Origin of the sequence: Campylobacter sp., assembly GCF_030528245.1 — a bacterium.
Lineage (GTDB): Bacteria > Campylobacterota > Campylobacteria > Campylobacterales > Campylobacteraceae > Campylobacter_D.
On the sequence record NZ_JAUMZG010000013.1, the window covers coordinates 12530 to 35497 of the forward strand.

Consider the following 22968-nt stretch of genomic DNA (forward strand, 5'->3'; position numbering starts at 1 on the left):
CACGACAACCATACGCAATTTTGACGCCCTTAATGATGTCAATAATCTCAAATTCAGTGGCGAGTGTATCATCAAGCACGGCTTAAAGCATGAAGTAGTCATCACCATCATGGACCTCCCGCCGGGCTGCAAGGGCGCTCACGATGTGCCCTTTTATGAAAAAATTTTAAGAGAAATTCTAGCCTCAAACATCCCCTTCACAAGCCTTTGCTTCAAAGACGCAAGCGGGACAAGCCACCCCAATAAGATTTACGAAACCATCAAAATGGCACGCAAAATTCTGCCCGAAAGCACCCACATCAGACTGCACACCCACGACACGGCGGGAGTGAGCGTGGCCTGCTATCTAGCCGCCCTGGAGGCCGGGGCCGATGGCATCGATTTGGCCGCAGCGCCTGTGAGCGGCGGGACTTCTCAGCCTGATATTTTGACGATGCTCCACGCCGTGAAGGGTAAAAATTATGACCTAGGCGGCTTGGATGAGGAGAAAATTCTCATCTACGAAGAGGTTTTAAAGGACTGCTTGAAGGATTATTTTTTACCGCCAGAAGCGACCATGATCAACCCCCTCATCCCTTTTTCTCCCATGCCTGGCGGGGCATTGACGGCCAACACGCAAATGATGCGCGACAACGGCACTTTGGATAAATTCCCAGAGGTCATCAAGGCCATGCGTGAGGTCGTGGAAAAGGGAGGATACGGCACTTCGGTAACGCCCGTTTCGCAGTTTTATTTCCAGCAAGCCTTCAATAATGTGATGTTTGGCAAATGGAAAAAGATCGCCGAGGGCTATGGAAAAATGGTGCTGGGCTATTTTGGAAAAACGCCCGTGCCTGCTGATGAGAGCATTGTCAGGCTAGCCGCCCAGCAGCTAAAGCTCGAGCCGACCCGAGAGAGCGCTATCGATCTTGCCGATAGGGACGCGAGCAAGAGCCTTGCCTTTAACAAAAATTTACTTGAAAAAGAGGGCATTGAAATCAGTGATGAAAATCTCTTCATCTTCGCTGCCTGCAAGGAAAAAGGTTTGGCCTTTCTCAAGGGCGAGGCTAAGGTGAATGTGCGCAAAATTTCACAAATGCCTCCTCCTGTGCGTGCGGATGAGAGCCGTTTTACCGTCTCTGTCAATGGCAACAAATACCATGTCGAGCTTCATCCGGGACTGGATAAGGATGTCGATGTGAAGAAAATTCAAAAAATCGGCCCCAAAGAGAGTGCGCCAGAGCTGAGCGGTGATGAGGCCATACAGGCTGGAATTTCGGGCAATGTGTTTAAAATTCACATCGCAGAGGGTGCTGCGGTCAAGGCGGGCGAGGTGCTTATCATTTTGGAGGCGATGAAGATGGAGATAGAGGTTTGTGCCACCAAAGACGGGGTGATCGATAAAATTTTCATTCAAACGGGCGATGCGGTGAGTGAGGGGCAAATTCTTGCAAGCTATAAGGAATAAATCACAAAGGAAGAGCGATGGAGAAATTTAAAAATTTAGGGCTTAAAAACCCGGGGGAAATTTTTCACAATCTGAGTTTTGAGGAGCTCTTCCAACACGAGCTTAAAAATGGCGAAGGGGAGTGCAGTACCAATGGGACCTTTTGCGTGGATACTGGGGAATTTACGGGCAGAAGTCCTAAAGATAAATATTTTGTAAGGCAAGAACCCTCGCAAAAATATATCGCCTGGGGCAAGATCAATCAGCCCCTTAGCAAGGAGCTTTTTGATAAGCTTTTGCAAAAGGCTAAGGATGCGTTGAGCGCTAAGGATATTTATGTGCAAGATGCCTATTGTGGGGCGAGTTTGCAGAGCAGGAAGGCGGTGCGTTTTGTAACCGAAATCGCTTGGCAGGCACATTTTGTGAAAAATATGTTCATCCGTCCCGATGAGGATGAGCTTGAAAATTTCAAGCCCGATTTTGTCGTTTATAACGCCTGCAAGTGCGTCAATGAGGACTACAAAAAGGACGGCTTGAATTCGGAAGTTTTTGTAGTTTTCAACATAGAAGAAAATATCGCCATCATCGGTGGGACCTGGTATGGCGGCGAGATGAAAAAGGGAATTTTTTCTATGATGAACTACTGGCTACCTCTAGAAAACAAGCTTTCCATGCATTGTAGTGCCAATGTCGGTCAAAAGGGCGATGTGGCGCTTTTTTTTGGACTGAGCGGCACGGGCAAAACCACTCTCTCAACCGACCCCAAGCGAAGACTTATCGGCGATGATGAGCACGGCTGGGATGATGAGGGTGTGTTCAACTTCGAGGGCGGCTGCTACGCAAAAACCATCAATCTCAGCGCTGAAAATGAGCCTGAAATTCACGCCGCCATCAAAAAAAACGCCCTCTTAGAAAATGTGGTTTTAAGGGCGGATAAAAGCGTGGATTATGATGATGCAAGCAAGACAGAAAACACGCGCGTTTCCTACCCCATCGAGCATATCGCGAATCACGAGCCCAGCCTTAGGGCTTCCCATCCGCAAAATATCATCTTTTTAAGCGCGGACGCTTTTGGAATTTTACCCCCCGTCAGCAGACTCACCAAAGAGCAGGCGATGTATTATTTTTTAAGCGGCTATACGGCTAAGGTCGCGGGGACTGAGCGAGGCATCATCGAGCCTGAGGCTACCTTTTCTGCGTGCTTTGGCGAGCCCTTCATGCCCCTTCATCCTACGGTTTATGCGAGATTGTTGGGGGAGAAAATTGACAAGCATGGCGTCAATGTGTATCTGGTCAATACGGGCTGGAGCGGTGGGAGCTACGGGAGCGGACAGAGGATGAGCATCCGGACAACCAGAGCTTGCATCGATGCCATTTTGAGCGCTAGCATACGGGGGTGTGATTGGGATGATTTTGAGGTTTTTAATCTTGCCATCCCTAAGGCCCTGGATGGGGTGGAAAACTCGCTGCTAAATCCCATCAATACTTGGAAAGACAAAGAGGCGTTCATCCTCGCTAGGAATAAGCTCGCAAAAATGTTCGTGGATAATTTTAGGCGCTATGAGGATGTCAAAGAGGGCGTGGAATTTAGCCGTTTTGGGCCAAAAATTTAAAAAACAATGAAAAATACGATGTGGTCGGGACGCTTTGAGGGTGCTAGCAGTGAGCTTTTGCAAAAATTTAACGCGAGTTTGGAGGTGGATAGGGCCCTTTTCAGGCAGGACATACAGGGCTCCATCGCGCATGCGAGTATGCTTGCAAAATGCAAAATCATCAGCAAGGACGAGCTGCGAAGCATCATTGAGGGCCTGAGGCGGATCGAAGATGAAATTGAGAGCGGCGTTTTTGAATTCAGGCTTGAGGATGAGGATATCCACATGGCCGTGGAGAAAAGACTGGGGCAAATCATAGACCCCAGCATCAGTGGGAAACTCCACACCGCACGCAGTAGAAACGACCAAGTGGCGACCGATTTTAAGCTTTTTGTCAGGCAGAGTCATCGAGAGCTCATTGCCTTGCTGAAAAATCTTATGAAAACCTTAATCAATCACGCAAAAGAGCATAAAACGAGCATTATGCCAAGCTTCACCCACCTCCAACACGCCCAGCCTGTGAGCTTTGCTTTTTATGTTTTGGCCTATGCTTTTATGTTTCAAAGGGACGTTTTGCGGCTTGAAAATTCCCTCGCCCTGCTGGATGAGTGCCCGCTTGGAAGCTGCGCTTGCGCGGGGACAAGCTATGAGAGCGACCGAGAGCTGAGTGCCAGTTTGCTGGGCTTTGCCAGACCTGCGGCAAACGCGATGGACGCGGTGAGTGATAGGGATTTTGCCCTGGATTTGCTCTATGATATAGCCGTGATTTTCACCCACACTTCAAGGCTTTGCGAGGAGATGATTTTGTTTTCAAGCGCAGAATTTGGCTTCATCAGCATTAGCGATAGTTTTTCGACAGGTAGCTCCATCATGCCGCAGAAAAAAAACCCCGATGTTTGCGAGCTCATACGCGGGAAAACGGGACGGGTGTATGGGAATTTGATCGCCCTCCTCACCACGATGAAGGCCCTACCTCTAGCCTACAATAAAGACATGCAAGAGGACAAGGAGGGGCTTTTTGACAGCGTCAAAACCGCAAAGGATAGCCTCACCATCCTCAACGCCATGCTCCAAGAGATGCGAATTCACAAAGAAAATATGCTCAAAGCCTGTCAAAAAGGGCACTTGCTCGCTACGGATTTGGCGGATTATTTGGTGCGTGAGAAAAAAATCCCCTTCAGGGAGGCGCATTTTATCGTGGGCAGGGTTGTAGCGGAGGCGGATAGGCGGGGTGTGGATCTTAGCGAAATAGAAAATTTATCCGCCATAGACCCCATTTTTGACGATAAGGCGATGCGATGCCTGAGCTTTGAACACTCGCTCAATGCCAAACAATCCAGCGGTTCAAGCTCCATTAAGAGCGTTGAAGCGCAAATTCAAGCCCTGGATGCGTTTTTAAACGCGCATTAAAACAGAGCCTGAGGGTTAGCCTGCTCTGCCTTGTCCTTAGGCAACTCAAAGCCGCCCAAAATGTGAAAGTGCAGATGAAAAACCTCCTGACCGCTGTTTTTACCGCAATTACTAATGAGCCTATACCCACTCTTATCAAGCCCCAAAAGAACGGCTAGTTTTTGGATAAAAAGCGTCATTTTAGCCATGAGCTCGGGGTCAAATTCTTGAAAATCCTTAAAATGCTTTTTAGGGATGGCAAGGATGTGTATGGGCGCCCTAGGGTGGATGTCGTGAAAGGCTAGAAAATCGTTATCCTCCAAGACCTTATTGCAGGGAAGCTCACCCGCAACGATGCGCTCAAATATGGTCTTTTCTCGCATTTTTTATCCTTTAGATTGAAATTGATAAATTATACACAAGTTAAATCTAAAATTAAATTTTTTGTGTAAAATCACGGCCAAAACTTTATGATTGGGGTGAGAATTTGCAAGAATTGATTCAGCGATTAAAAGATTGTCAAGATCTGGACGCATTGGAAGAACTTAAAATTTCCGTGCTTGGCAAAAAGGGAATTTTGGCGGCAGAATTTGCAAAACTCAAAGATTTGGATGGCGAGGAAAAAAAAGAATTTGCGGCAAAAATCAACGCGTTCAAGGACTCGTTCCATCAAATTTTCGCGCAAAAACTAGCCGCCCTCGAGCAAAGGGATCTGGACGCGAAGATGCGCCAAGACGCCCTGAATTTTAGCTATTTTGACGAGAGCTTGCAAAGGGGCGCTTTGCATCCTGTCCTCAGCACGATGGATGAGATCATTGAGTATTTCGTGTCCTTAAATTTCAGCATTGAAAAGGGGCCGCTCATCGAGGATGACTTTCATAATTTTGAGGCCCTCAACCTCCCCCAATCCCACCCCGCAAGGGACATGCAGGATACCTTTTATTTTGACGACGAGAGGCTTTTACGCACCCACACCTCGCCCGTGCAAATTCGCACCATGCTCGCACAAAAGCCGCCCATCCGCATGATAGCGCCGGGTGCTGTTTTCCGCCGTGATTTTGACCTCACTCACACGCCGATGTTTCATCAGGTCGAGGGCTTGGTCGTGGAGGAGGGGCAGAGGGTTAGCTTTGCAAATTTGAAAAGCATTTTGGAAGAATTTTTGCGCCATATTTTTGGCGCGGTGAAGGTGCGTTTTCGCCCGAGTTTTTTCCCCTTCACAGAGCCCTCGGCTGAGGTGGATATAAGCTGCGTTTTTTGCAAGGGCTGCGGGTGTAGGGTGTGCAAACAAACGGGCTGGCTTGAGGTGATGGGCTGTGGGGTGGTCGATCCTAATGTCTATCGTTTCGTGGGCTATGAGAATGTCAGTGGCTATGCCTTTGGGCTGGGTGTGGAGCGCTTTGCGATGCTTTTGCATAAAATCCCTGATTTGCGCTCACTCTTTGAGGGAGATTTAAGACTGTTGGAGCAATTTCGATGATCCTTACAAAATCATGGCTCAACGAGTGGATAGACTTGAGTGATAAAGGCTTAAAGGAGCTCACGCAGGCTCTAAATTCCATAGGACTGGAGGTGGATAAGGCCTACCATATGAAGGCTCCTGACAGAGTTGTCGTGGGCCTTGTGAGGGAAAAAACCAAGCACGAAAACTCCGAGAAGCTCAACATCACTCAGGTGGATGTGGGCGGGGAAATTTTACAAATCGTCTGCAAAGCGGCCAATGTGGAAGCGGGGCAATTTGTCGCCGTAGCCCTTGAGGGTGCGCGCATGCCAAGCGGGATGGAAATCCAAAAAACCAAGCTTAGAGGTGAGGATTCTTGCGGGATGATTTGCTCGAGTGCGGAACTTGGCTTTGCTAAAAACAACGAGGGAATTTTGATCTTAGATGAGAGCATGGGAGAGTTAGAGCTGGGGCGCGCTTTGAATGGATATGAGCTTTTTGATGATGCTTTCATTGAGGTGGAGCTTACGCCCAATCGGGGTGATTGCCTTAGCATTTATGGTGTCGCTAGGGATTTGAGTGTGGTTTTTGAGCAGAATTTGAAGGACAAATTCCCCTTCAAAGAGGGCGAAAATGTGCTGGGTATCGGTAGAATTTTAAAACTGCAGGTGGCTAAGGAGCTCAACAGCCTCTTTGTTTATAGGGCCGTGGAGCTTAAGGAAAAAATCAGCACCAAGCTTTCAAGCGCCCTGAGACTGGCACAAATCGGGCTTTTATCCTGCGATGCGCTTGAAAATTTACTGCATTATGCCACGCACAGCACGGGGGTTTTGTTCAATGCGTATGATTTTGACAGGTTGAGAAAAAACGATGAAACAGCCACCCTCAACCTCACAAAAGGAGCCCACGGGGAGACTAAGATCTTGTGTCAGGATAAAATTCTAAGCGTTTCGGGGCTTTATCAGGATGGGTTCGCAAGGGCCAATGAAAGCTCAAAAATCATCATCATAGAGGCCCACTACACAGAGCCTAGCATTATCGCCGCGAGTAAAAAATTCCACGAAAAGCAGGATGAAAAAACCTTCCACCGCAGTTTTAGGGGCAGTGAGCCGGGGCTTACTTTGGGGATGGACTTTTTGCTGGGTCAAATTTCTGGCTCGCAAGAGGCGGTGGTTTATAGCTCAACCCAGCAAGTGCTAGAATACAAAAACAACGCCCTCATCCCCATCAATGTGAAAACCATTAACAACACCATAGGGCAGGCCATTTGCAGGGATGAGATTCTAAAAATTCTTAAAAAACTTGGCTTTGAGCTCATAATCTCAAACGACAATCTCATCAATGTCAAGGCCCCGCTGCACCGTAGTGATATCAAAAACATCGCGGACATTTGCGAGGAAGTGGTGCGCATCGTGGGGATTGATAATATCGACTCTAAAAATTTAGAATTCACAGAAAAAAACCGCCTGAGCAAAGGCTATCAGGATTACAAGAATCTCCTCACCCTGCGCCAAAGGGCTGCGGATCATGGCTATTTTGAAAGCTTGCATTATGTTTTAGACCATGAAAAAGAGCTTGAAATTTTTGGCTTTGAAAGGGTGAATTTAAAACTCATCAACCCCATCACGGCCGAGCTTAATACCCTAAGAACGACCCTTTTAAACCACCTCCTAAACGCGGCAAGCTTGAACGCGAAAAATTCCCAAAAAATCATCAAGCTTTTTGAAAGCGGGATGGTTTTTAACGCCAAAGCTGAGGAGCTTCATCGCATCGCTTTTGTGCATTCAGGTCTAAAAGAAGAGCCTAAAATTTCTAACAAAGCCAAGCCCGAGATGGTTAATTTTTACGACTTTCTTTTAGACATCAAAAACATCGTGGGGAATTTTGAGCTTCAAAAGTCAAATCACGCCTTTCTCAGCCCCTATGAGCAAGCCAGCGTGCATCAAAATGGCAGAAAAATCGGCTTTGTCGGCAGGGTGCATTTGGGCCTAGAAAGGGCTAGGGACCTTGCCAAAAGCTATGTGTGCGAACTGGATTTGAGCGCCTTGCAAAAGGAGCGCAAAAGCGCGAGGGCTTATTCTAAATTTCCAAGCGTGAGTAGGGATTTGAGCATACTTGTCCCTAAAAATTTTGATTATGAAACCATCAAAAATCGCATCAGGGCCTTCCATTTTGACATCTTGGAGAATTTCAGGCTGGTCGATCTTTACAGTGATGAAAGTTTGGGGGATTGTTACAGCCTCACCATCAACTTCATCTTCAAAGACGCCCACAAAACCCTAGAAGAAGCTCAAGTTAACGAGACTTTGGCATCGATCGTAAGCGCCCTAGAAGAATACGGACTCAAGCTACGATGAAGATTCGCCCTCTGTCAAATTTCAACACCACCCTAGAAAAAATCGCCGCAGACAAGAGCCTCAGCCATCGTTTTGCCATTTTCTCCCTTTTGAGCAAAGAAAGGAGTCGTGCGAAAAACTACCTCCTCGCAGAAGACACCCTCAACACCCTTAAAATCATAGAAAATTTAGGCGCTGGGGTTGAAAAAAGCGGGGATGAAATTTCCATCACGCCGCCTGCGGAATTTAAAGAGCCAAATTGTGTTTTGGATTGCGGAAATTCAGGCACGGCAATGCGCTTGATGCTGGGTTTTTTGGCCGGGCTTGAGGGTAAATTTTTCACCCTAAGCGGCGATAAATACCTCAATGAGCGCCCTATGGGACGCGTTTGTGAGCCATTGGGTCAAATCGGAGCACAAATTTATGGCAGATCTGGGGCCAAGCTCGCTCCCCTGTGTGTGCTGGGGCGAGGCTTGAGGCATTTTGATTTTGTCAGTGAAATTTCTTCTGCGCAGGTTAAAACGGCGATGATTTTGGCGGGATTTAGGGCTGATGCGACATGCTATTTTAGGGAAAAATCCCTCAGTCGCGATCACAGCGAAAAGATGCTTTTGGCCATGGATGCGCCGCTTAAAATCAGCGAGGATGGGCTTGGCATTGAAATCACGCCCCTGCAAAGGCCCCTGAAAGCTCTCAATTTCACCCTACCCAATGATCCATCTTCGGTTTTTTATTTTGTCTTGGCGGCCCTAATCCTGCCAAATTCTAGCATTTGCGTGAAAAATGTCCTCCTCAATCCCACCCGCATCGAGGCCTATAAAATTTTAAAGAAAATGGGGGCGAAAATCGATCTTGCTTGTGAGGCGAATCATTTCGAGCCGGTGGGGACGATTCATGCGCAAAGTAGCGAACTTGTGGGCGTTGAAGTGGATGAAAACATCGCTTGGCTCATCGATGAAGCGCCAGCCCTTGCCATAGCCTTTGCCCTAGCTAAGGGAAAAAGTAGCCTCAAAAACGCCAAAGAATTGAGGGTGAAAGAAAGCGATAGGATCAGGGCTGTGGTGGCGAATTTGCAAAAATGCGGCATTGAGGCTAGGGAGCTGGAGGATGGCTTTGAGGTGGAGGGTGGGAAGCCCAAAAGTGCGAAAATTCAAAGCTTTGGCGATCATCGCATCGCTATGAGCTTTATGATTTTGGGCTTGATTTGTGGGATGGAGCTTGACGATGTGGGCTGCATCGGCACTTCTTTTCCAAATTTTTGTCAAATTTTAGAAAGCTTGGGGGCCGAAATTGATCATTGAGTTGGCGAAAAATTATGGCTTTTGTTTTGGGGTGAAGCGGGCGATTAAAAAGGCCGAGCAAATCAAAGACGCTGCGACCATAGGGCCGCTCATCCATAACAATGCCGAAATTTCTCGCCTGCAAAAAAGCTTCAACGTCAAAACCCTGCAGAGCATTGAAGATTTGGGCGCGGAGAAAAAGGCGATCATTAGGACGCATGGGATCACCAAGCAGGATTTGGCCGCGCTGCAAAAAAAGGATGTGGAAATTTTTGACGCGACCTGCCCCTTCGTAACCAAGCCGCAGCAAATTTGCGAAAAAATGAGCAATGAGGGCTATGAGATTGTGATTTTTGGCGATGAAAATCACCCTGAAGTGAGGGGGGTGAAAAGCTATGCGAACTCAAAGGCTTATGTGATTTTGAATGAGGAGGAGCTTGAGAATATCAAGCTTGGCAACAGGGTCGCTGTGGTCTCTCAAACGACAAAGAAGATTGAAGACTTTGCTAGAATCGTGCGAATTTTAATGCTCAAGTGCAAGGAAGTGCGTGTTTTTAACACCATCTGCGATGCGACTTTTAAAAATCAAGAGGCCATTATGGAGCTCTCCTTAAAAAGCGATGTGATGATCGTAGTCGGAGGGAAAAATTCTGCCAACACCAAGCAGCTTTTTCTCATCGCGAAACAAAATTGCGAGGATAGCTATTTGATCGAGACGGAAAAGGAGCTTGAGAGAGCGTGGTTTGAGGGCAAGGGGCATTGTGGAATCAGTGCGGGGGCTAGCACACCGGACTGGATCATTCAAAGGGTTTTGGAAAAAATTCAAAATTTAACAACGATTTAAATAAAGGTGAAAAATTAACACTCATTAAAGAAAATGTAAGATAAAATAGGAAAATTTATTTAAAAAAGGACCACGATGAACGAGGCGGACAAGAAAGTTCAAAATACGAGCGATTTCTTTGAAGAAGAGGAGGATTTTGGGAAGCTTTTGGATGCTTATGACAAATCAAAGGGAGAGGCGATCTTCGAGGGTAAAATCATCGCGCTTAGGGACGATGAGGTTGATGTTGATATAGGTAAAAAGTCAGAGGGCATTTTGGCGCGAGATGAGATTCTTGATGAAAATGCAAATTTGCTGTTTGATGTGGGCGACGTGATCAAGGTCGCTATTGTTGGTTCTCGTGGTGGGAGGGCCTTGATTTCCCACAAAAAAGCTCTAAGAAAAGAAAAAGTAGCCGAATTCATTAAAAATTATCATGAAGAAAGTCCGGACATCTTTGAGGTGAAAATATTAAGCAAAAACAAAGGTGGGATGGTCGTTGTGGATGATGATGGCGTGGAATTTTTCTTGCCAAAATCCCAATACGGCTTCAAAGATGCAAACCATATCACAAATAAGAGCTTCAAGGTCAAAATCATCAAGGTGGATAAGGAAGAGCAAAGCATTATCGTCTCCAGACGCAAAATTTTAGATGATGAAAGAAAAAGACGCAAGGAGATACTTGGTGAGATATTGGAGCGAGATGGGTTGATTGAAGGGATTGTCAAAAAAATTACGAGCTATGGTATGTTTGTTGATGTGGGCGGTGTCGATGGACTGGTGCATTATAGTGAAATTTCTTACAGAGGCCCGGTCAATCCTAACACCCTCTATGAAGAAGGAGATAAGGTTACGGTTAAGATTATCAATTACGACAAAGAAAAAAAACACTTGTCCCTATCCATCAAGGCAGCCCTGCCCGATCCTTGGGATAAAATCAAAGAAAGCCTAGAGGTGGGCGATACTGTCAGATCCGTGGTTTCTAACATTGAGCCTTACGGGGCCTTTGTTGATTTGGGCAATGACATAGAAGGCTTTTTGCATATCAGCGAAATTTCTTGGGATAAAAATATCAAAAATCCTAAAGATTACATCAGCAAAGGGCAGGAAATAGACGTTGAGATCATTGAAATCAATACGGATGAGAGGAGATTGAGAGTATCTTTGAGAAATTTGCTTTCAAAACCCTTCGATGCTTTTTTTAGCTCTCACAAGGTGGGCGATGTGGTTGAGGGCGTGATCACTTCTATCACAGCCTTTGGTGCCTTTGTAAAAATTGCTAACATTGAGGGACTTTTGCACAATGAGGACGCTTCTTGGGACAGGGCGAACAAATGCAAGAATTTGTTTAAAAATGGGGAAAGTATAAGGGTCAAGATCATTAAAATTGACAAAGATAACCAAAAAATTTCTCTCAGTACCAAGGAATTAGAAAGCAGCCCCGTGCAGGAATATGCCAAGACTCGCAAGGTTAATGATGTGGTGAGGGGTACTGTTAGAGACATTAAGGATTTTGGCGTTTTTGTGAAGCTTAGCGATGCTGTTGATGCTCTCATTCACAAAGAAGACATTAGTGCCGCCATGCTTGAGGGCTTGAAAGTGGGCGATGAAATCGAAGCGGCCATCGCTCTCATTGATGCTAGCAAAAATAAAATTCGCCTTAGCGTTAGAAATTTATTAAGACTCAAAGAAAAAGAAGTCCTCAACGCAATCAACAATGACGACAAAATAACCCTAGGCGACATCATTAAAGAACAATTATCATAAATGAAAAAATACGCCGCTATAGGCATTTTAAGTTTTTTGGTTTTTGTTTTACTCGCCATCATCTTCGTTTTATTGTGGAATTTCAAGGCAAATTCTAGCTTCCTTCCACAATTTATCAAAGAAGCCAACTCCACCATCCTGCCATCCGTTACGCAAAAAATAACAACTTGGCAGCAAGAGCTTGCCATGTGGCCTGTGCGAGACTTCACCCCGGCCGCGCAACAATTCCAGCTATATTTCAACGCGGACACCAGTGAGCTTAAGGAAAAAAACAAATACTACCAGCTCACCATCAACAAATACGACATTTACTCTATATTTTGCCTCAAGCAAACCCTCAATGCCTTCAATGTAAAATATTTTTTACTAAAATCCACAGATAGCCCTGAAATTTTCATCGATACAGACAACAAAAAACTCATTGAAGAAATCATTATTGAGCTTAAAAAATACAAAATCAACACCGAAGCAAAGGAGATATGGCTATGAAAAAAAAAATAATAATATGCGACGCCATCTTGGACAAAGGGATAGAAATCTTAAAAAAAGCTAGGGATATCGAACTCATTGAAGCAGCAAAAATTCCCAAAAATGAGCTCCTGCCTCTGCTCAAAGATGCCCAAATCGCCATCACCAGAAGTTCCACCGATGTCGATGTGAATTTTTTACAAAATGCCCCAAAGCTCAAGGCCCTCATTCGTGCGGGCGTGGGCGTGGACAATGTCGATCTTCAAAGCTGCTCCAAGCAGGGCATCATCGTTATGAATGTCCCCACAGCCAACACCATAGCCGCCGTTGAGCTCACTATGGCACATTTGCTTTGTGCGGCAAGATCCTTTGTTAATGCCCATAATTTTTTAAAGCTTGAGAGAAGATGGGAGCGAGAAAAATGGTATGGCATTGAGCTCATGGGCAAGACCTTAGGGCTTATCGGCTTTGGAAATATAGGCTCTCGCGTGGCTCTTCGCGCTAAGGCTTTTGGGATGAAAATCCTAGCCTACGACCCCTATGTTCCCGCTTCTAAGATCACAGATTTGCAAATGCAGCAGGCCAAAAGCTTGGACGAAATTTTAAGCCTGAGCGACTTCATCACCATCCACACTCCCAAAACTCCAGAAACAAACGGCATCATAGGCAAAAAAGAGCTGGACAAAATGAAAGATGGCGTTCGCCTTATCAATTGCGCAAGGGGAGGGCTGTATGCCGAGGATGCTCTGTGTGAGGGGCTAAAAAGCGGCAAAATCGCTTGGCTTGGCATTGATGTTTTTGACAAAGAGCCCGCCACAAATCATCCCCTGCTTGAATTTGAAAATGTCTCCGCCACCTCTCATCTTGGCGCCAACACTCTAGAAAGTCAAGAAAACATCGCCATCCAAGCCTGTGAGCAAGCCCTCAGTGCGGCTCGCGGGGTCGCTTACCCTAATGCCTTGAATTTGCCGATAAAAACGGAGGATTTGCCCCCCTTCGTTGCGCCCTACATCGAGCTTGTTTCTAAGATGGCCTTTTTGGCCGCACAGATGGATAAAAACCCGATCAAAGCCGTGAAAATAGAGGCTGAGGGCAGTATAGGCGCCTACGCGCACTCCATGCTCACCTTCGCGGTGGTCGGGGCGCTGGGTGGAATTTTGGGAGAGAGTATCAACTATGTCAATGCCGAATTTGTCGCCAAAGAAAAGGGCATAGAGCTCTCCCATGAAACCCTACCCAATAGCGGATACAGCAATAAACTCAGCGTTCATATCATCACGGATAATTCCAATGTCCTCATCTCGGGGACGATTTTTAACGAAAACGAGCAAAGGATAGTCGCCATCAATGGTTTTCAAACGGACTTCAAGCCTAAGGGCAAAATGCTGGTGTTTAAAAATAGAGACATCCCGGGCGTCATCTCTAAAATCAGCTCAATCCTAGCAGAAAATAAAATTAACATCGCCGATTTTCGTTTGGGACGGGACGGATGCGGCTACGCGCTGGCCGTGGTTTTAGTCGATGAGCCCATCCAAAAGGAAATTCTAAACGAGCTGAACGAGCTTGAAGTCTGCGTTTTTGTGCATTATGTTGAAATTTAAAGCCAAAATTCTCATCATAGAAGACGATAAGGACATCAACGAGCTTTTAGCCCTAAAGCTTAGGGCGCATGCTTATGAGTGCGTGAGTTTGTTTGACTTTGAGGGCGTGGAGGATTTGCTCGATGAAGGTGAAATTCATCTCTTAATCGTCGATAGAAATTTACCCAGCGGGGATAGCATTGAGAGGGTGAAAAAGCTAAGAAATCAAGGCTACAAAGAGCCCATCATCTTCCTCACTGCCAAGGCCTTGCATAAGGATTTGCTCGAGGGCTTTGAGGGGGGGTGTGATGATTATATTTGCAAGCCCTTTGACTTTGATGAGCTTTTGCTGCGCATCAGGGCCATTTTAAAGCGGCATCAAAAGGATGAGGAAAGGCTCATTTTTGGAGAATTTTCCCTCAATCTTGCGGCGCATGAGTGTTTTCACAAGGATAAAAAAATCGAGCTTTCCAATTTGGAATTTGAACTTTTAAAATGCTTTTTTGAAAATCAGGGCCTGCTTTTGAGCCGACAATTTTTGAGTGAAAATGTATGGAAGGACGACACCACAGCCGATAAAACCATCAACATCGCGCTCACAAGACTGCGCAACAAATTCCCCGCCCTCAAAAATCACATCCTAAGCGTCAGGGGCGTGGGCTATAAATTATGCTGAAAATCAAAAACGCCTTTCTTTTATTTTTCGTCCTCATCGCCCTACTTTTTGGCCTGAGTTTTTATATGATCATCAACTCCTATTTGAATTTACTGCTTTTAAAACAATATGAGCAAAAAATCAAAAGCCTCGATAATGTCTTAAAATTTGGGCTTTTAAACGAGCTGGATGGCGAAAATATCGTCCCATTTGCCAAGGAGACGGAGGCGGATTTCATCATTTTTTCTGCACAAAATTCCATCAGCTCTTTGAAAAATATCGCGCCCTATGAGGGCTTTGAGCAAAATAAAACCATTAAGTTTCAAAACAAAAAAATCATGCTTTCTCGTTTTTCGCACGGGGATTATAATTACACCATTGTTGTTTATCCGCGCATTGTGAAGCTTGAAGATTTTTGGTTTAAAATTTTTGCGATTTATGCCTTTTGTGTGATTTTTATTTTTGTTTTATTTTATTTTAGTGCCAAGAAATTGCTAAGAATTTTCAAAAAAAGCTTCGCGTTTTTAGACTCCATCCACAGACAAAATGTGGTTTTGCTCGAGCATTCTGTTTTTAAAGAATTTAATTTTCTCAACAAAAAACTCCTCAAAATCAAAGATAAAATTCTCAAAAAGGAGGAAAAAACCAAAAAACAAAACGAAAAAATTTCTCTCAAAAACACCCAGCTAAACAGCGTCATTTGCGCCATTTCTCACGAGCTTAAAAACCCCTTAAGCGTGATCGATTTGAGCGTCTCCACGCTTCAGGATGCGAATTTAAAAGACGAAGCGCTCAAAAAAGAGCTTTTGAATAAAATATCCCGACAAAGCTACAAGCTCAATCAACTCACTCATAAACTCAATTTCGTGTTCAATCTCAACACTCAAAATTTGACCCTGCAAAATTTTGACCTCCACGCGCTCTGTCAAAAAATCGTCCAAGATCCCGGCTTTGAAAGGGTGGTTTTAAGAGGGGAGGCTAGCCTTGTGAGTGCGGATATTTTTTTGATAGAGCAGGTCATCATCAACCTGCTTTCCAACGCCCTCAAATACAGCCAAAAAGAGGTAATTTTAGAGGTGCGAAATCAAAATTTGAAGGTGATCGATTTTGGAAGGGGCATAGAAAGGGACAAAATCAAACTCATCACAAAAAAATTCTACAAAATCGATGTGAAAAGCGAAAATTCTTTCGGGCTTGGACTTTTTTTGGTGAAAAAAATCCTCAGCATCCATAAGAGCTATTTGGAAATTTCTAGCACACAATTTCAGGGAAGTTGCTTCAGTTTCAGGCTCAAAAGCGGGGATAAAATTTAGCCCACCCAAAGCGCACGAAGATCAAAGCACCCTATTTCCCGCTGCCAAAATAAAAGCTCGGGCTAAAATTTTGCCGCAGGGCCTCATAGGAGATGATGCCCACACTGGTGGCCAAATTCAAACTTCTGCCGCAGGGTCTCATCGGGATGGTGATGGCATTTTGCGGATTTAGCCCCATCAAATCAAGGGGCAAACCATAGCTCTCACTACCGAAAAATAAAAAGTCCCCCACCCTAAAACTAGCCTCAAAATAGGGCTTCTTGCTCTTTGTGGTTGCAAAGAAAAAACGCTCTTTTTCATCAAGATGGCTAGCCAAAAAGGCCTCCAAATTTTCCCACACCACAGGCTCAAGCTTGTCCCAGTAATCAAGCCCCGCCCTGCGCACCGCCCTTTGAGAGAGGTCAAAAACGCAGGGCTTGATGATGTGAAGCTTGAAGCCCGCGTTAAAGCACATCCTACCGATGCTGCCCGTATTTTGCGGGATCCTAGGACAAACCAAAACGATATTAAACATCAAATGAGTATTCTTGGGATGCTGGGATGGAGTTTTACGAGAATTTCATAGGAGATGGTGTGGAAAAATTCCGCCCAAATCCTAGCATCATCAAACACACAAAGCTCCTCGCCGCCATCCTCGCAAGAAAAGCTATCCATAGACATTTTGCCTAAAATTTCCCTGCCATCAGCCAGCCGCAACCCTCCACGCGCATCGTAGCGAAAAAGCCCATCCGCATAGCCCAAGTCATAAGTGCCAACGCGCATTTTTTCCTGCGCCACGAAGGCGTTGTCATAGCCCATGCTTTGCCCCTTTTGTAGCGTCCTTTGACTGAGTCTGTGGGCATATAAACTTAAGACTTTTTTAAGCCCATCATCCCCGTAACCAAACTGCAAAAGCCCCACCCTGCATAGCTCATCCTTAGGTGGCGTGTCGCGGCTCAGGGCGACAGAATTGAAAGAATGAAAGATTAAATTTTCATTAAAATTTCTAGCCAGATCTTTGGCTTTTTGAAAATTCTGCCTTTGAAAATGATAGCTCTCATCCTCATCAGCCGCCGCAAAATGCGTAAAAATCCCCTCCAATTTCAAATCATAACGATGAAAGGAGTCTAAAAATTCCTTCAGATTTGAAAGACAAATTCCATTGCGACGCATCCCGGTGTCGATTTTGAGGTGGATCCTTGTGTTTTTTTTAAAGTCCTTCAAATTTAAGGGCTCGTTCAGTGCGTAGATGAAGCGCGGATCTTCCTTGCCATTTGGTCGGTGTGAGAGTATGAGTATGTCCTTAAAATGTGCCTCAAGCGCTAGGGCCTCCTGCTCGTTTCTGGTGGCGATGAACCCAACGCCCTCTTCCCTCGCGATGGGGGCTAGGATTTGCGCGCCATGTCCGTAGGCATTGTCCTTGAAAACGCAGATTAAATTTTCATAGCCCCCAGCCCTGAGGGCTAGCTGGCGAAGGTTGAATTTATAGGCCTCTTTGTCGAGCTTGATCAAAGCCATCACTGCTCTGCTAAAATTTTCATACCGCCCCGCTTGTCAAGCTTGACGTATAAAATTTTGTTGCCCCTGAATTGATAATTTTTCGTGTAATAGTCCTCGTAAAAGGCGATTCTAAACATTTTCTCGTCGTTTAAATTGGGATACGGGCTGATGTTGATTTTTGAGAATTTAATCTTTTTTTGCTCTTTTCTTGAAAAAATGCTCCGCTTCATCGCGGCAAATTGGGTGAAATTGCTCCCATCAAAACGCCTAAATTCGCTATCGTAAAAATTCAAATAGGCATTCGCATCGCTTATTGTCCAAGCCTGCTTCCAAGCAAACAGAGCAGCCATCAGGGCGGCGACTTCGTCTTTATTCGTGGTGATTTTTTCTTTTTCTTCGGTCAAAACATACACCCTTTTGTCCGCAACCACCTTGGCAAAGTCCTGCAATCTATCGTTAAACAAAGCGATGCAGCCCCTGGTTTTATACTCATCAATCCTACTTCCATCCAGAGGATAGCCATGTATCCAAATGCCCCCCCCCGTTTTGCCCTGAACCTTATCGAGCAAATTTGGATAGCTTGTGGCGAAGGCAAAGGGTCCGTAGTAGGGATCTCCGGGATTGAATTTGCGCCCCAACTCGTAAAAGCCTATGGGAGTCTTCAAATCGCCTTCTTTGTCTTTATCGCCCATCAGGCCCGTGATGACCTCCTTTTGCTCGAATTCCTCCTTGAGCTTCCCATCGATGTAGGAAAAAACTTTGAGGACCTTGTCGTTTTTATTGGTCCTTACAATCATCACATCGCTATCATAATAGCCCAAGGAAAAGTCCCCATCCCCCAGCTCTTTGAGCCAGAAATCTTTATTCCCCAACTCCTTTTCAATGGCCACACCCACGGCCTCCAAGCCCTCATCAAGATAAATTTTCACCAAATCCTTAGCGCAAAGACTGGATAAAAAAACTAAAAAAACAAGCATGAATTTCAGCAAGGCTATATCCTTAAAATATGATTGATTCGCATGATGCAAAAGAGCGTAATGCCCGTGATTTTATTATTTTTTCTTTAATGATGAGTCGTTTCAATCCTAAAATATTAAACTTTTTGGCTACAATGATTTCACATCAAGCAAAAAGGGAGCCTTATGTTAAAAAAAATCATATTTTGTTTTGGCCTAGCGCTTTTGAATTTGTCGGCAAATGAGCTGATAGAAATCTCTGATGCCTACGTCCAACAAACCCCTCCAAATGCGAAAAATACGGCCATTTTTCTCACCCTTAAAAATAAGAGCGAGCGGGAGCTTTCTCTCGTCAGTGTTTTTACAAATTTAAGCGATAAAACCGAGCTTCACACCCACACGCACACCCACAACAAAATGTCTATGGTGCGGATTCCAAAAATCACCCTCAGTCCCCACACGGAGACAAGGCTGCAGCCGGGCGGATTGCACATTATGGTTTTTGACCTGAAAAAACAAGTCGATGCGGATACTAAGGCGGATTTGACGCTTTATTTTGATGACAATTCAAGCCTTGAAATTAAAAATATACCATCCGCTGCGATGAAAAAGTGATAAAAAAAATACTTTTTTTTTGCTTTGCGTTGTTGTTGGTGCTTGGGTATTTTATCTTTGACGCGTTTCTTTTTAAGGACAAGGATGCAAATTTTTCCCCTCCACAGTGTGATTTGAATGCGCGCGATTGCTCTTATATTTTTAACGGAAAGGAAATTTCAATATCGCTCCAGCCCAAACCCCTGCAAGCGATGCAAAATTTAAATTTGGAGATTAAAAATCTTGCGCATTATGATGATTTGGAGCTTCGTGTTTATGGATTGAATATGTTTATGGGCGAAATAAAACCCAAACTTATCGCCGCTCAAAATGGCTACCGGGCTGAAATTTTTTTGCCCGCTTGCGTCCTAGATACGATGCTTTATAGGGCTGAATTTTTTCAAAAGGGCAAGGCTTTGGGATTTCATTTTGACTTTGAGCTCAGGCGATGAAAAAAATTTTTGCCCTGATTGGTTTTTCTTTTATCTTGGGATTTGCCGCTTTTTTTTATTCTGATGAAAAAAATTACGACTTTTCCCTGCGTTCGGAATTCTCACAAAATACAAGCCTTGAGGATTTTAAGGGCAAAAAACTCATCGTTTATTTTGGCTATACTTTTTGCCCGGATGTTTGCTCGACCACTCTTTCCATGCTTTCAGAAAAACTCAGGCGAATAAACAGCCCGAAAGCTTATTTGCTTTTCATCACGCTTGATTTGCAAAGGGACAAGGACATAAAGGCGCTCAATGAGTGGTTGAGGTATTTTTACCCCCACTCCACAGCCCTGATCGCCCCCAATGAAAAAAGCCTGCAAAAGATCACAAAAAACTATGGAGTTATTTATCATAAGATTGACCTCCCAAATTCAGCAATGCAATATTCCATAGCCCACAGCAATGAAATTTATCTCATTGATAGCGATTCAAACTTTAAGGCATCCATAAACGATCTGAACCCTAAGGAACTCTTAAGAAATCTTGAAGAATTTTTGAAAGAATGAATTTAATTTGAAGATCACGCATAAATAGGCTAGAAAAACTAGCCTTAAGATTATTTCTTTTTCTTACCCGCCTTGCTAGCAACTGCCTCTTTAAGGTTTTTACCCACTTTAAATTTGGCAACTCTAGTGGCTGGAACTTTAATTGTCTTGCCCGTGCTTGGCACTCTAGCCTCCCTCGCAGCTCTTTCAGTGGTAGAGAATGTCCCAAAACCGATAAAACTGATACTATCACCCTTAGCTAAAAGCTCTGTGATAGCCGAAATCACTGAATCAGTGGCAGCCGTGGCATCTTTTTTTGTTAACCCAGAAGTTTGAGCAACGCGTGCGATAAAATCCGCTTTAGTCATAAAAGCTCCTTTGAAAAATTTTGTTATAAAAACATCGGCATGCTAACACAATTTTATTAATTATGTTTCAAATATTTTAAAGATTTTACGAAATTCTAATCTATATGAATACCTTAAAACCATCATTGTAAAAATAGCGATAGAATAAAATTTCATCAAGCACACAAAACCATACTTCAAACATCTCTTAAAATTTAAAAATTTTCACTCGCGTTATTATCCGCATTTTCTGCTTTTTCTTTTGTTTTGTCTAAATTTTTAAGCAGCAAAGTGAGCTCGGAGGCCTTTTGCGGCTGCATTTTAGAAAGTATGCCAGAAATTTTACGCGACTCCAAAGAAAGCATGATCTTACTCGCCTCCTCCGTGTCCATTTGACTGAGGACATCCGCCACCGCGCTGTCTTTCATTTGCGAGTAAATTTCTTTAATCCTCCCCTCGGTTTTGTTGTTGATATTGCTTAAAATTTCCTCATTTTGCTTCAAAAGCCTTGCGTTTTCCTCTTTCAAATTTTCAATCTTCGCCAGGGTCGCATTGACCTCCATCTCCCTGACATTCAGGGCGTCCATTTTTTCTTTTTGCAAGTTCTCAAAAGAAGCCCTGTAAGCCTCCAAAGCCTGCCTAGCCTCGTCAAATTCCCTAGTTTGCTGCTCAAGCTCACCCTTTCGCGCCTCAAAATATTGCTGACAATTTTGAGGCTCAGCCCAAGCCAAAGCCATCAAAATCCCCCCAGTCCAAATCACTCTACGCATCATCTTCCCCCTTAAAAGCCCTTATCGTAGCAAGCTCGTCCAAAAATTTATTTTCGCTTTTTTGCCTTTCTTTTTGCCAAGCCTTAAGCTCCTCGCTCTCTAAAAATTTCATTTTTTCGTAGTCCAAATAAGCCTTTTTGTATAAAAATTGATAATGACTCACCTCTTTTTTAGAAAGCTCCACCTTCTCCCTCGCCCGAGCCAAAGCCTCCGCACCCACGCGCTTCATCTGTAAATTTGAGCGCAGATCCGCCACAGAGCCAGATCTTGGCAAGTCCCCCAAATCCTGCAAGGCCCGCACAGAAAGCCCATAAGCAGCCTCACTCTCCCTCTGCCTTTGCTGCGCAGCGCCGAGCTGACCCTCCGCCCTGTCAAGCTGCTGCTTTCTAACCTTAATGACCGCTTTGTATTTACTTTTCATAGGATGATCGTATCGTCCCTTTCCGCACTGGTTGAAATCACCCCAACCTTCACGCCCACAAGCTCCTCCAAGCGCGCGATGTATTTTTTCGCATTTTGAGGCAGTAAATCAAAGTCCCTTATGCCAAAAACCCTATCCCAGCCTTCAAATTCCTCATAAACAGGCCTCACCCCCTCCAAATTACTGGGCATGTAGTCAATCTCGCGCCCCTCATACGTATAAGCCCTGCAAATTTTCACGCTCTCAAAGCCATCCAAAACATCAAGCTTCATCAAGGCCAAATAATCAAGCCCATTCAGTCTGGCCGTGTATCTAGCCGCCACCGCATCAAACCACCCGCATCGTCTTTTGCGGCCTGTGCTGACGCCGATTTCTTTGCCGATTTGCGCGATTTTCTCGCCCTTCTCACTCGTATCCTCGCTGGGAAAGGCGCCATTACCCACCCTTGTCGTGTAGGCCTTGAGAGTGCCTATGATGGAGCCCACTTCTTTGGGATTGAGCCCCAGTCCCGTCAGTGCCCCCGCCGCAACCGTGCTCGAGCTGGTAACAAAAGGATAAGTGCCATGATCGATGTCTAGCATACTCCCCTGCGCCCCTTCCAAAAGCACTCTTTTGTCCGCGTCTAGGGCTTGCCAGAGCATTCTTGTCGTATCCGTGATGAAGGGGCTTAGAATTTCACCAAAGCGCTTCAAATCACTCAAAAGCTCATCCTCGCTCGGTATCGCAACCTCCAAAAAATCAAAAAAAATTCGGTTATCCGCATAGTGTTTCATCAGGGACGCACAAAGTTTTTCAGGCTCTCTTAGCTCGCCCATCCTGTGCCCGATGCGATTGATCTTATCCGCATAGCAGGGGCCTATGCCCTTGCCCGTGGTGCCTATGGCGTTTTTGCCCTTGAGTCTTTCTTTAGCGATGTCAATGAGGGAGTGATGCCTCAAATTCAAATGCGCCCTATCGCTGATGTAAAGGCGACCCTTGAGGTTTTCAAACTGCGCCATTTCCGCCATCAAAATCTCGGGCGAAACGACCACGCCATTTCCGATGATATTGATGCAGGATTGATGCAAAATGCCTGAGGGCATCAAGTGCAGGGCATAGCGCGTCCCATCGACCCAAATCGTATGCCCCGCATTGTGCCCCCCCGCACTGCGGCAAACGAAATCATAATGCTCGCATAGCTTGTCGACGATTTTGCCCTTGCCCTCATCGCCCCACTGAATCCCCACAATGATGTCTGCCTTGCTCATTATTTTCCTTAAAATTTGGCGAGAAGATGAGAGAATCGAACTCCCCAAAAGATAGCCAGCTACCCTTTCATCTGATTTGAAGTCAGTGACGCTCACCAGAGACGC

General features: G+C 45.0%; 23 protein-coding genes. 15 read left to right on the forward strand and 8 right to left on the reverse strand.

Annotated features, from left to right (window positions below; genetic code table 11):
• The 3 genes from Q4A73_RS03675 to argH form a co-directional block, all read left to right on the forward strand.
• Window positions 1-1447: biotin/lipoyl-containing protein (locus Q4A73_RS03675; RefSeq protein ID WP_303206086.1), on the forward strand; the 1447-nt coding region annotated here is incomplete at its 5' end.
• Between the two features lie 17 nt (window positions 1448-1464).
• Complete coding sequence (gene pckA / locus Q4A73_RS03680; RefSeq protein WP_303206087.1) at window positions 1465-3039, forward strand: phosphoenolpyruvate carboxykinase (ATP); 1575 nt, start codon at window positions 1465-1467, stop codon at window positions 3037-3039.
• A 6-nt stretch (window positions 3040-3045) separates the two neighbouring features.
• Entirely contained in the window at window positions 3046-4428 is a 1383-nt protein-coding gene (argH, locus tag Q4A73_RS03685) for an argininosuccinate lyase (RefSeq protein WP_303206088.1), read from the forward strand.
• Here the strand turns inward: argH and Q4A73_RS03690 are convergent.
• Window positions 4425-4790, reverse strand: coding sequence for a histidine triad nucleotide-binding protein (locus Q4A73_RS03690; protein WP_303206089.1), 366 nt, complete (start codon window positions 4788-4790; stop codon window positions 4425-4427). The two genes, argH and Q4A73_RS03690, sit on opposite strands and share 4 nt — an antisense overlap.
• 104 nt (window positions 4791-4894) lie before the next feature.
• On the opposite strand from Q4A73_RS03690, the gene pheS reads away from it, so the two are divergent.
• The 9 genes from pheS (at window position 4895) to Q4A73_RS03735 (ending at window position 16070) form a co-directional block, all read left to right on the forward strand.
• The gene (pheS, locus tag Q4A73_RS03695; RefSeq protein ID WP_303206090.1) at window positions 4895-5887 is read left to right on the forward strand and encodes a phenylalanine--tRNA ligase subunit alpha; all 993 of its coding nucleotides are present in this window, start codon (window positions 4895-4897) and stop codon (window positions 5885-5887) included.
• Window positions 5884-8205, forward strand: a complete 2322-nt coding sequence (gene pheT / locus Q4A73_RS03700) for a phenylalanine--tRNA ligase subunit beta (RefSeq protein ID WP_303206091.1) — start codon at window positions 5884-5886, stop codon at window positions 8203-8205. Before pheS ends, pheT begins: the two co-directional genes overlap by 4 nt.
• Window positions 8202-9485, forward strand: a complete 1284-nt coding sequence (gene aroA / locus Q4A73_RS03705) for a 3-phosphoshikimate 1-carboxyvinyltransferase (RefSeq protein WP_303206092.1) — start codon at window positions 8202-8204, stop codon at window positions 9483-9485. The genes pheT and aroA overlap by 4 nt, the downstream gene beginning before the upstream one ends.
• Window positions 9475-10308 (forward strand): 4-hydroxy-3-methylbut-2-enyl diphosphate reductase, encoded by an 834-nt coding sequence (locus tag Q4A73_RS03710; protein WP_303206093.1) that lies wholly within the window; start codon window positions 9475-9477, stop codon window positions 10306-10308. Before aroA ends, Q4A73_RS03710 begins: the two co-directional genes overlap by 11 nt.
• Window positions 10309-10383: 75 nt before the next feature.
• A complete protein-coding gene (locus Q4A73_RS03715; RefSeq protein WP_303206094.1) occupies window positions 10384-12054 on the forward strand; it encodes a 30S ribosomal protein S1 in 1671 nt (556 codons plus the stop codon).
• Window positions 12055-12543, forward strand: coding sequence for a hypothetical protein (locus tag Q4A73_RS03720; protein WP_303206095.1), 489 nt, complete (start codon window positions 12055-12057; stop codon window positions 12541-12543).
• Window positions 12540-14123 (forward strand): phosphoglycerate dehydrogenase, encoded by a 1584-nt coding sequence (serA, locus tag Q4A73_RS03725; protein WP_303206096.1) that lies wholly within the window; start codon window positions 12540-12542, stop codon window positions 14121-14123. The genes Q4A73_RS03720 and serA overlap by 4 nt, the downstream gene beginning before the upstream one ends.
• Window positions 14110-14778 (forward strand): response regulator transcription factor, encoded by a 669-nt coding sequence (locus Q4A73_RS03730; protein WP_303206097.1) that lies wholly within the window; start codon window positions 14110-14112, stop codon window positions 14776-14778. The genes serA and Q4A73_RS03730 overlap by 14 nt, the downstream gene beginning before the upstream one ends.
• Complete coding sequence (locus tag Q4A73_RS03735; RefSeq protein ID WP_303206098.1) at window positions 14772-16070, forward strand: HAMP domain-containing sensor histidine kinase; 1299 nt, start codon at window positions 14772-14774, stop codon at window positions 16068-16070. Before Q4A73_RS03730 ends, Q4A73_RS03735 begins: the two co-directional genes overlap by 7 nt.
• A gap of 31 nt (window positions 16071-16101) precedes the next feature.
• Here Q4A73_RS03735 and Q4A73_RS03740 read toward each other — a convergent pair whose 3' ends face one another.
• Genes Q4A73_RS03740 through Q4A73_RS03750 form a run of 3 tightly spaced genes read right to left on the reverse strand, consistent with a single transcriptional unit; the run spans window position 16102 to window position 18538 of the window.
• A complete protein-coding gene (locus tag Q4A73_RS03740) occupies window positions 16102-16584 on the reverse strand; it encodes a tRNA (cytidine(34)-2'-O)-methyltransferase (protein WP_303206099.1) in 483 nt (160 codons plus the stop codon).
• Entirely contained in the window at window positions 16584-17567 is a 984-nt protein-coding gene (locus tag Q4A73_RS03745) for an alanine racemase (protein ID WP_303206108.1), read from the reverse strand. Before Q4A73_RS03745 ends, Q4A73_RS03740 begins: the two co-directional genes overlap by 1 nt.
• Entirely contained in the window at window positions 17567-18538 is a 972-nt protein-coding gene (locus Q4A73_RS03750; protein ID WP_303206100.1) for a murein L,D-transpeptidase family protein, read from the reverse strand. The genes Q4A73_RS03745 and Q4A73_RS03750 overlap by 1 nt, the downstream gene beginning before the upstream one ends.
• A gap of 153 nt (window positions 18539-18691) precedes the next feature.
• Between Q4A73_RS03750 and Q4A73_RS03755 the strand changes: the two genes are divergently transcribed.
• The 3 genes from Q4A73_RS03755 to Q4A73_RS03765 are packed head-to-tail and all read left to right on the forward strand — an operon-like array spanning window position 18692 to window position 20099.
• Window positions 18692-19120: a copper chaperone PCu(A)C gene (locus tag Q4A73_RS03755; protein WP_303206101.1), complete on the forward strand. Its 429-nt coding sequence runs from the start codon at window positions 18692-18694 to the stop codon at window positions 19118-19120.
• A complete protein-coding gene (locus Q4A73_RS03760) occupies window positions 19120-19551 on the forward strand; it encodes a hypothetical protein (protein WP_368492645.1) in 432 nt (143 codons plus the stop codon). Before Q4A73_RS03755 ends, Q4A73_RS03760 begins: the two co-directional genes overlap by 1 nt.
• A complete protein-coding gene (locus tag Q4A73_RS03765) occupies window positions 19548-20099 on the forward strand; it encodes an SCO family protein (RefSeq protein WP_303206103.1) in 552 nt (183 codons plus the stop codon). Before Q4A73_RS03760 ends, Q4A73_RS03765 begins: the two co-directional genes overlap by 4 nt.
• Before the next feature lie 50 nt (window positions 20100-20149).
• On the opposite strand, the gene Q4A73_RS03770 is transcribed toward Q4A73_RS03765, so the two are convergent.
• The 4 genes from Q4A73_RS03770 to Q4A73_RS03785 all read right to left on the reverse strand — a co-directional run bounded on the left by Q4A73_RS03770 (window position 20150) and on the right by Q4A73_RS03785 (window position 22863).
• A complete protein-coding gene (locus Q4A73_RS03770) occupies window positions 20150-20473 on the reverse strand; it encodes an HU family DNA-binding protein (protein WP_303206109.1) in 324 nt (107 codons plus the stop codon).
• 167 nt (window positions 20474-20640) lie between these two features.
• A complete protein-coding gene (locus tag Q4A73_RS03775) occupies window positions 20641-21198 on the reverse strand; it encodes a MotE family protein (protein ID WP_303206104.1) in 558 nt (185 codons plus the stop codon).
• On the reverse strand, window positions 21188-21616 hold the full coding sequence (locus tag Q4A73_RS03780) for a flagellar export protein FliJ (RefSeq protein ID WP_303206105.1): 429 nt from the start codon (window positions 21614-21616) through the stop codon (window positions 21188-21190). Before Q4A73_RS03780 ends, Q4A73_RS03775 begins: the two co-directional genes overlap by 11 nt.
• Complete coding sequence (locus tag Q4A73_RS03785) at window positions 21613-22863, reverse strand: adenylosuccinate synthase (RefSeq protein ID WP_303206106.1); 1251 nt, start codon at window positions 22861-22863, stop codon at window positions 21613-21615. The genes Q4A73_RS03780 and Q4A73_RS03785 overlap by 4 nt, the downstream gene beginning before the upstream one ends.
• Window positions 22864-22968: the final 105 nt, after the last annotated feature.